A 9130-nucleotide genomic window follows, 5' to 3' on the forward strand; every position below is an offset into this window, starting at 1 on the left:
AGCGCTGCTGTTCGGCAATACAGACCCTATAAATAAGACCCTGAAATTTGATGATGAGAAAAGCCTTACGGTTACCGGTGTTTATGAAGATCTGCCGCGTAATACCACCCTGAATAATCTTTTATTTATTGTACCCTGGAAGCTGCAGCCAAAGCTGGAAAAGAACCTTCAGAACTGGGGCAATAACGGGTGGCAGTGTTATGTGCAGCTGGCGGATAATGTTGACGTGGATAAAGCTTCCTTAAAGATCAGGGACGCTAAAACTAATAAGGATAATGGTGAGCAAAGATCTAAGCCCGTCATTTTCCTCCATCCCATGAGCCGCTGGCATTTATATTCAGAATTTAAGAACGGTGTGAATACAGGCGGAAGGATCCGGTATGTTTGGCTGTTTGGCATTATTGGCCTTTTTGTATTGCTGCTGGCCTGCATTAATTTCATGAACCTGAGCACCGCCCGCAGCGAAAAGCGTGCAAAGGAAGTAGGTATACGGAAAGCAATCGGATCACAGCGCAACCAGCTGATCTATCAGTTCTTCAGTGAATCATTGCTGGTTGCCTGCATCTCATTTGTGCTCTCTTTGTTGCTGGTATTTTTATTACTACCCTTCTTTAATGAGGTAGCAGGGAAAAAATTATCTATCCTCTGGGCCAATCCTGTTTTCTGGATGGCAGGGATCGGCTTCAGTCTTATCGCAGGCATTATTGCAGGCAGTTACCCGGCCCTTTATCTATCCGCTTTTCAGCCGGTTAAAGTATTAAAGGGTACGTTCAAAGCCGGCCGCCAGGCCGCCATTCCGCGCAGGGTGCTGGTAGTGCTGCAGTTTGCAGTATCGGTTATACTGATCATTGGCACCATCGTGGTTTTCCGCCAGATCCAGTACGCCAGGAGCAGGCCGGTGGGTTATAGCCGGGATGGATTGATCAACATAAAGAACCTTACCCCGGATATCTACAAGCATTTTGCCGCGTTCCGGGAAGACCTTATCAGGACCGGCGCTGTAGCCGAAGCAGCAGAATCATCTGCACCGGTTACGGAATCAAATAATGAACAATCAAATTTCGACTGGCAGGGCAGGGATGTAAACAATAATACGCAGGGCTTTGCAACCGTAGGCGTATCCAAAGAATATGGGAAAACAATAGGCTGGCATTTTGTGGATGGCCGGGATTACCAGACAGGCCCCGAGGGCGCAGATGCGCTGGCTTTTGTAGTGAACGAATCAGCGGCAAAGCTCATGGGGTTTAAAAACCCTGTTGGGGAAACGGTACGCTGGATGGGCTATACTTTTCATATTATCGGCGTAACAAAAGATATGGTGATGCAGTCGCCGTTTGATGCCGCTTTACCCACCATTTTTTATATGGCTCCCTGGACGGTGAATATATTGAACATAAGAATAAACCCTGCAGCCAATGCAGCTGATGCGCTGAAAAAAATTGAGCAGGTATACAAACAATATAATCCCGGCCAGCCTTTTGAATACAAGTTTGCCAGTGATGAATATGCACGGAAATTTGATGTGGAAGAGCGTGTAGGTAAGCTCACAACCTTCTTTGCCATCCTGGCCATTTTCATTTCCTGCCTGGGCTTGTTTGGCATGGCCTCTTTTATGGCAGAGCAGCGCACAAAAGAGATCGGCATCCGCAAAGTATTAGGGGCTTCTGTATTGAATGTATGGGGATTGTTATCCAGGGAGTTTGTAATGCTTGTGGGGATAGCCCTGCTGATTGCAACGCCGCTTGCTTATTATTTTATGCATCAATGGCTGCAGCATTACCAGTACCGGGCAGATCTGTCATGGTGGATCTTTTCTGCAGCAGCTGCCGGCGCTTTGCTCATAACCATTTTAACGGTAAGCTATCAAAGCATAAAGGCAGCACTCATGAATCCAGTGCAAAGCCTGAAAACAGAATAATTACATACCGCCCATTACCATGCGTGCCGGGTAAATGCGCAGGAACACTTCCAGCGCCAAAGGGTTTTTACCATACAAACTATTCAGGCGCTCATCCGCATGGTAAACGCTGAACTGCCCGCCAACAGCTACATTTACCGGTTTTACATGCAGCAGGTCGTAGCTTACGCCCGCAACTATTTCATTCACCGGGAACAAGGTATGCTCCCCGTATTTGTCTTTGTCAAGATCCAATTCCTCAACGGATTTCTGTACCCATTCATACCGCATATAAAACGCCGCCCGCTTGCAGTTAACAGATGCTTCTGCCAGCGCAGCGTTCTCACCATCATGCCCTTTGCTTTTGTTTAAACCCCACAAGGCAGTAGCATTAAAAGTGCTGTGCTTACTTAAAGGATAGCTGGCAATGGCCGATGCGGTGGTACGGTGCACATTTTCATCCGGGTGCAGCGCTTCGGGGCTTTTTACATAAGCATGCGATACCTGTAAGGCCCAGTTGGCAGTGGGGTTATAGGAGAAACGGCCGCTCCAGGAATCAAACCGTGGTTTGTCAAAGCTGTAGCGGTTCTCATTGGGCTCCCGGCCGTTAAAGGCAGCGGCTTCCAGCTTAAAATTATCATAACGGTAGCCTATTGTTACTACGCCAAAAGTAATATGTGTACCATCATTCCAATGGTGGGTAATAGGCGCATCCGGCCCATTCAGGGAAGAAGGGCGGTGCATAAAAGCTACGGAACCTATGGAGGGCTCGCCCGGGTATCCCAGGTAAATAAACACATCCGATCTTTTGGATAATGCCTGCGTATACCCTACGGATAAACCGGAGAACAGGTCGTGCGGGTGCTGCCGGTCTACCAGGGCCTTGCCCTGCCAGCTTTCGCCGGACTGGAACAGCAGCGGGTAGCCGTTGCCGTTCTCCGTGATGCGGTCCAGCGACAGCATTACCTCGTAATGGAACAAGCCGTTCTTACCCACTTTCCTTTGCGCCATTAACATCAGCCAGTTGGGCGCATCAAACTGGTCAGCGCCCCGGCTGCCTTTATTCGTAAGGTCTTGTTTGGTATAACGCAGAAAAATGTTGCCGTGGATCATATACATCCACTTATTGCTGTGCAGCATGTAACCATACATGGGCGATGCATCCGGAAGCCAGCCTGTACCGGATCCGTTGCGGTTCATGGGCAGCTGCAGGGAAAAGGCATGGCTCATGGGCGGGCCGTCATGCATACCGGGCATGTGCTGCATACTCGTATCACTATTCGTCATATGATGTTCATGCTGGGCAAAAGCGGGGAGGGATGCTAACATCCAGCCCAGCAGCAGCGGATATATCTTATGCATAATGGGAATTTTAAAAAAAGCAGAAATTATTATACCACAATTGCCCGCGCCGGCGTTTTTTTTAACATAAATACAACTTACATCTAAAAATTTCTTTGTATATCTTGGGTGCTAAACCTTTTTTTGACCGCATAGCCACAGCGGCTATATTTGTTACATAATTAAAATGTTCGAGCCTTGGAAACAACATACACTGATACTAAGGAAGTAATAGATCTGCAAAAATGGAACAGTGAATTACCCATCCTGGGTAAGCAATACCAGGAAGCCAGCCCTTACCCGCATATAGTGCTGGAAAATTTCCTGAACCCCGCTGTGCTGGATGCCTGCATTAAGGAATTCAATGAGCTGAATAAAGCAGATGGCTGGATCAATTACGTACACTACAACGAGAAAAAGAAAGGGCTGAACAAGCTGGATATGCTGCCGGCCACCATTAAACATACTATTAACGAGCTGAACTCTCCGGCGTTCCTGCAGTTCTTAAGCACCCTTACAGGCATTGATAACCTGCAAAAGGACGATCACCTGGAAGGTGGCGGTATTCACCAGTCCGGCCGCGGCGGCTACCTGAACATTCATGCGGATTTTACCGTGCACCCGCACCACCGTAACTGGCAGCGCCGGGTAAATGTGCTGGTATACCTGAATAAAGACTGGCAGGAGGAGTGGGGCGGTAAGCTGGAGCTGTGGGATACGGAAATGAAAGCCTGCGAAAAAAAGGTGCTGCCCGTTTTTAACCGCTGCGTGATCTTTAATACAGATGCAGATTCCTATCACGGCCACCCGGAACCTATGACCTGCCCGGAAGATCAGTTCCGCCGTTCCATAGCTTTGTATTATTATTCTGTGGAAGATAAACCTTTCCGCAGGGCTACCCATTATATGGCCCGCCCCGGCGAAGGCAAAAAGAAATTCATGGTAAAGCTGGATAACGCCATGGTAGCCACCTACACGGAGATCAAAGGCTGGCTGGGCTCGAATGATAAGATCGTGAGCAATATACTGCGGTTTCTTTCACGCAAAAAATAATCAGAGCGCTGAATAATTAATAATGAAGAATTAATAATTAATAATAAAGAGGGCGATACTTCAATTTGAAATATCGCCCTCTTCATTTTGCTGGTTGCAGAAATTTTATTTCACCGGAATGCTATTCCTGAATTAATAGTTGTACGTGGAGGGAATTTTGTTATTGAACTGCATGCATCCCGATTATTAATTATTCATTCTTCATTATTAATTTATAACCTATCTCTGAAGTTTTTCGGAGAGGTGCCCATCACCAGCTTAAATGCTCTTGAAAAAGTATAGGCGTCGGCGTAGCCCATTTCCCCGGCAATCTCTTTTATAGTAAGCTGTGTTTCCTTCAGCAGCTGGCTGGCTTGCTGTATACGCAGGGAGGTGAACAGCTGTATAGGCGAATACCGCGTTTTTTCTTTGAACAGGGCCGACAGGTAAGAAGGGGAGAGGTGCATTTCCTTGGACAGCTCTGCCAGCGTCAACGGCTGATCCAGCCGCTGCTTCATCAGCTGTATGCATTGCTCTATAATATTATCAGCCCCTTTTTTCATGTAATTGAACACGCTGAGCCGGAAAGTGCCCAGGAAGCTGTAAAAACGGAAGTTGGCGTACAGCAGGTTTTCAATATTGTTCATCAGGTCAAGGTGATGCAGTATATCATCAAATTGCGCATTGCGGCCCACCAGCGGCGGAATGGTGCGTGGTTTCATACTGTTGCCCAGGTAGCTGAAAATATCATCTGCCAGCTTACCGGAGAATTGTACGGTATAAATGCGCCAGGGCGCTTGTGGATCAGGCCAGCAGCGGAAGCGCGTATTTTTCGGGATCACCAGGTACTGGCTGGAATGTACCCGGCTCTTTCTTTTGCCGGTTTCCAGCCATCCCTTTCCCTGCGCAGCATAGATCAGGGTATATACCGGCGCACCCTTAGGCTCGCTAAGCTCTTTTGCAACATGCTCAGGATAGAACCCCATCGCGGTTATAAAAAGGTTCTTCCCAAGCGGATGCTTTTCCAGCTTACGTTTCAGATGATCCGGTAAGATCCGGGTAATAGGAGCGCTGACAGCCAGTTGATTCATGTGGCAGTAATTTAAGCCATCCTTTTCATAATTGAAAACATTGTTTGACCCGTAAAAATTGGCAACCTTCGCAAAAGAAGACAGAAAGAATGTAAAATCATAAATGTAAAATTTCAAACCGACGAAGGAGGTTCATAGAGACCATTTAAAAGACTTTATGAACGAGATAAATGTAAAAGTGAAATGCAGCGAATAAAGGATTGCATTTTCCTTTTACATTTATGATTTAAAATTTTACATTTTACATTCTTTTGGATCTCTCCTCCACGTATGAAACCTGAAAACTGATATGCACCAATTGCCATTAATTGACCTGGCCGTAATTGCTGTTTACCTGTTGGGAATGATCCTTATTGGCGTGCGGTTTTCGCGGAAGAACAGGAATGCGGCACAGTTCACCACTGCCTCGGGAACCATTCCCGGCTGGGCGCTGGGGCTCTCTTTATACGCAACTTTTTTAAGCAGCAATACTTTCCTGGGAGTGCCGGGTAAGGCTTTTGGCAGCAACTGGAATGCATTTGTTTTCAGCTTATCCATGCCGCTGGCAGCATTTATTGCAGCAAAATATTTTGTGCCGTTCTACCGCAGAAGCGGGGTGGTAAGCGCATATACACACCTGGAACGCCGCTTTGGCCCCTGGGCCCGGACCTATGCTACCGTGTGTTTTATACTGATGCAGCTGGCGCGGATGGGCTCCATTTTCTTTGGCGCAGCGCTGGCCCTGCAGGCGCTCACCGGGCTGGATATGCGTACCATCATATGTGTGGCAGGCGCCTGTATTATTATCTACACGGTATTGGGCGGCATGGAAGCCGTGATCTGGACAGAGGTGCTGCAGGGCATTGTTAAAACAACCGGCGCTATTGTGATCCTGTGCCTGGTGATTAGCGGCATGAATAACGGGGCCGGGGATATTTTCCGGATCGGCATAGCCGATGGAAAGTTCTCGCCGGGCAGTTTCAACCTCAGTGATTTCAACCATTCTACTTTCTGGGTGGTATTGCTCTATGGGTTCTTTATTAACCTGAATAATTTCGGAATGGATCAGAACTATGTGCAGCGTTACCATACGGCCCGGTCGGAGAAGGAAGCTTCCCGCAGCATCTGGTTATGTGTGTACTGGTATGTGCCGGTGAGCATGGTGTTCTTTTTTATCGGTACCGCATTGTACGCCTATGCACAGCAGCATCCCGAAGTATTGCTGGCAGTAAAGCAGCAGGCAGCAGCAGAGCGGCATGTGCCGGTAGCTGCGCTGCAGCCGGCGGATTATGGCGATAAGGTATTGCCCTGGTTTATGGTTAATAAAGTGCCTTCCGGGTTGATGGGGCTGATCATTGCAGCCATTTTATCTGCCGCCATGAGCACCGTTAGCAGCGGTATGAACAGCACCGCTACTGTTTTCCTGAAAGATATTTACCAGCGCTATATTAATCCGGGCGTTACGCCAAAAAGGGAAATGAATGTGCTGTATGCCGCCTCCACGCTGGCTGGTGTATTGTCTATAGCAGCCGGTATTTCAATGATAGGCGTAGGCAGTATCCTGGATATGTGGTGGGAGCTGTCCGGCATCTTTGCCGGGGGAATGCTGGGATTATTTCTCCTGGGCATGGTATCCGGGATCAAGAATGCAGCGGCAGCAGCAGCCACTATTATCGGCATCCTGATCATTATCTGGATGTCTTTGTCAAAATACCTGCCGGCAGAATGGGTGCATATGCGCAGCCATTTACATGCAAACATGGTCATCGTGGTGGGCACCCTGTCTATTTTCCTGGCAGGTATGCTGCTCACGCGATTGCAACGTATCAAAACTTCCTGAGTATAAAAACCGTTTCTTATGCAAAAGAAATTCGTTCCGGTGATGATCACCCCCTTTAACCTGAAAGCGCAGATCGACCTGGAGATGGTGGAACACTTAATAGATTTCTACCTGGCTGCCGGTGTAAAAGGTTTCTTTGCCAATTGTTTGTCGTCCGAAATGTACAGCATTAGTGAAGATGAGCGGCTGGCGCTCACCAGCCATGTGGTGCGCTATGTAAATGGCCGCGTGCCTGTGGTGGCAACCGGCTCCTTTGGCCTTACCATAAAAGATAAAGCGCTGTTCACGCAAAAGATCTATGATACGGGAGTGGATTCCGTGATCATGATCACCGGGCACTTTGCCAATATCGATGAGCCGGACAGCACGCTGCTGCAGCGTTTTGAGGAGCTGTTCTCCCTCACCGGCAATATTCCGCTGGGATTGTATGAATGCCCTGCGCCCTATAAACGCATCATCACACCGGAGATACTTAAAACCCTGCTGGCCACCAACCGGCTTATCTACCACAAGGATACTTCCTGCAACGTGGAGCAGGTACGCGCTAAGCTGGCTGTTACGGCCGGCAGCCGGCTGGAGTTCTATGATGCGCATACGCCCAATGCAGTTGCTTCTATGCAAATGGGAGCGGCGGGCATGTCCTCTATTTCCGGGAACTTTTATCCCGAAATACTGGTATGGCTGTGCAATCATGTGAATGATGAAAGCCGGCAGGAGGATGTACGCTGGATCCAGTCTGAGCTGCAAAGGGTTGATCCGCTGATCCATGTGGCCTATCCGCTGAGCGCAAAGTATTTCCTGCAGCAGCGGGGCATTCCTGTGCGCACCATCAGCCGCGCGCATGCGCTGGAGTTAACGCCGGAACAAAAACAGATCCTGCAGCAGATCCACAACGATTTTAAAGGATGGTGTGAGCGTTTACAGATCCAGCCGGCAGCAACTTTATTGCCGGCATAAGAACAGGTTCCACCAATAACATAACCCTTTGCAGCAGCATACCGCAAGGCTATGCGCCATTTAATATCAGAAGCATTGGCGGGTATTTGGATGTAACCTATGCCAAACAGCAACTGCCGGAAAAGGAAGATGACGAGCCAGGGCCAGGCAATGGATACATAGATATTTTCCGGCCTAACGGAATGCTGGTGAAATTCGGCTATCTGAAAAATAATCAATGAGCTTTTAATGTAAAACAGTCTTACCTTGTGAAGGAACAGGGTAAGACTGTTATTTCAAAAAAGATAACCCCGGATCAGTATGAAGCTATCAGCAGTTTTATTATTTTTTCTTTTCTATATGGGAAACATATCAGCCCAGTCATCAAATAAAAGTATTGCAGGCGAGTATTACCTGAACGGTGTGATGGAAACCGCATCCGGGTTTAAATTAAACGCCGACAGCTCCTTCGCCTTCTTCTTCTCGCAGGGCGCGCTGGACAGATACGGTAAAGGAAAGTACCGCATTATTAATGACAGCATCCTATTCACCAGCGACATAACTCACAGCTACGACTTTACACTCGTTAACAGCAGCAAGCAGCCGGGAAAAAATACCATCATTAAGATCACGGATCCCAATGCCAATATTCTTAAATACGTTTTTATAAATGTAAAGTCGGGGCAAAACACCCGGGGCGACTTTGCCGATAGTGACGGCTCTTTTAAATACGAGGGGCCGCATCCTGACTCCATTGAGCTGCTGTTTCAGTTCTGTCCTGAAAAAGTTACCGTCTTCCCGGTATCCACAGACCACAACTATTTTGAGTTCAAATTTGAACCCTGGTTATTTGAGTATTTCTTCCGTGACTTCAGCCTTAAGCTTTCAGACGCCCAGCTGAAAGGCAGCCATCCGCTGCTGCAGGGAAATGAATTTATTTATACCAGGGAAAACTAAGCTTCTTACGCCCTTGCAGAACGGAACAAGGGCAGGGAGCAAAGCGCTATAATAAGC

General features: G+C 47.9%; 7 protein-coding genes. 5 read left to right on the forward strand and 2 right to left on the reverse strand.

From position 1 onward, the window contains the following. Positions 1 to 1918: FtsX-like permease family protein (locus VIM87_RS11355; protein ID WP_331997107.1), on the forward strand; the 1918-nt coding region annotated here is incomplete at its 5' end. Here VIM87_RS11355 and VIM87_RS11360 read toward each other — a convergent pair. Further along, the gene (locus VIM87_RS11360; RefSeq protein WP_331997108.1) at positions 1919 to 3259 is read right to left on the reverse strand and encodes a hypothetical protein; all 1341 of its coding nucleotides are present in this window, start codon (positions 3257 to 3259) and stop codon (positions 1919 to 1921) included. It lies immediately after the preceding gene. Between the two features lie 177 nt (positions 3260 to 3436). On the opposite strand from VIM87_RS11360, the gene VIM87_RS11365 reads away from it, so the two are divergent. Then, positions 3437 to 4291 (forward strand): 2OG-Fe(II) oxygenase, encoded by an 855-nt coding sequence (locus VIM87_RS11365; RefSeq protein ID WP_331997109.1) that lies wholly within the window; start codon positions 3437 to 3439, stop codon positions 4289 to 4291. A 212-nt stretch (positions 4292 to 4503) separates the two neighbouring features. Here the strand turns inward: VIM87_RS11365 and VIM87_RS11370 are convergent, their stop codons facing one another. Further along, a complete protein-coding gene (locus tag VIM87_RS11370) occupies positions 4504 to 5361 on the reverse strand; it encodes an AraC family transcriptional regulator (RefSeq protein WP_331997110.1) in 858 nt (285 codons plus the stop codon). 289 nt (positions 5362 to 5650) lie between these two features. On the opposite strand from VIM87_RS11370, the gene VIM87_RS11375 reads away from it, so the two are divergent. The 3 genes from VIM87_RS11375 to VIM87_RS11385 all read left to right on the forward strand — a co-directional run bounded on the left by VIM87_RS11375 (position 5651) and on the right by VIM87_RS11385 (position 9073). Then, on the forward strand, positions 5651 to 7180 hold the full coding sequence (locus VIM87_RS11375) for a sodium:solute symporter (RefSeq protein ID WP_331997111.1): 1530 nt from the start codon (positions 5651 to 5653) through the stop codon (positions 7178 to 7180). An 18-nt stretch (positions 7181 to 7198) separates the two neighbouring features. Continuing rightward, the gene (locus VIM87_RS11380; RefSeq protein WP_331997112.1) at positions 7199 to 8137 is read left to right on the forward strand and encodes a dihydrodipicolinate synthase family protein; all 939 of its coding nucleotides are present in this window, start codon (positions 7199 to 7201) and stop codon (positions 8135 to 8137) included. Between the two features lie 339 nt (positions 8138 to 8476). Continuing rightward, a complete protein-coding gene (locus VIM87_RS11385; RefSeq protein ID WP_331997113.1) occupies positions 8477 to 9073 on the forward strand; it encodes a hypothetical protein in 597 nt (198 codons plus the stop codon). Positions 9074 to 9130: the final 57 nt, after the last annotated feature.

It is taken from the genome of Chitinophaga sp. (assembly GCF_036569125.1).
Classification (GTDB): domain Bacteria; phylum Bacteroidota; class Bacteroidia; order Chitinophagales; family Chitinophagaceae; genus Chitinophaga.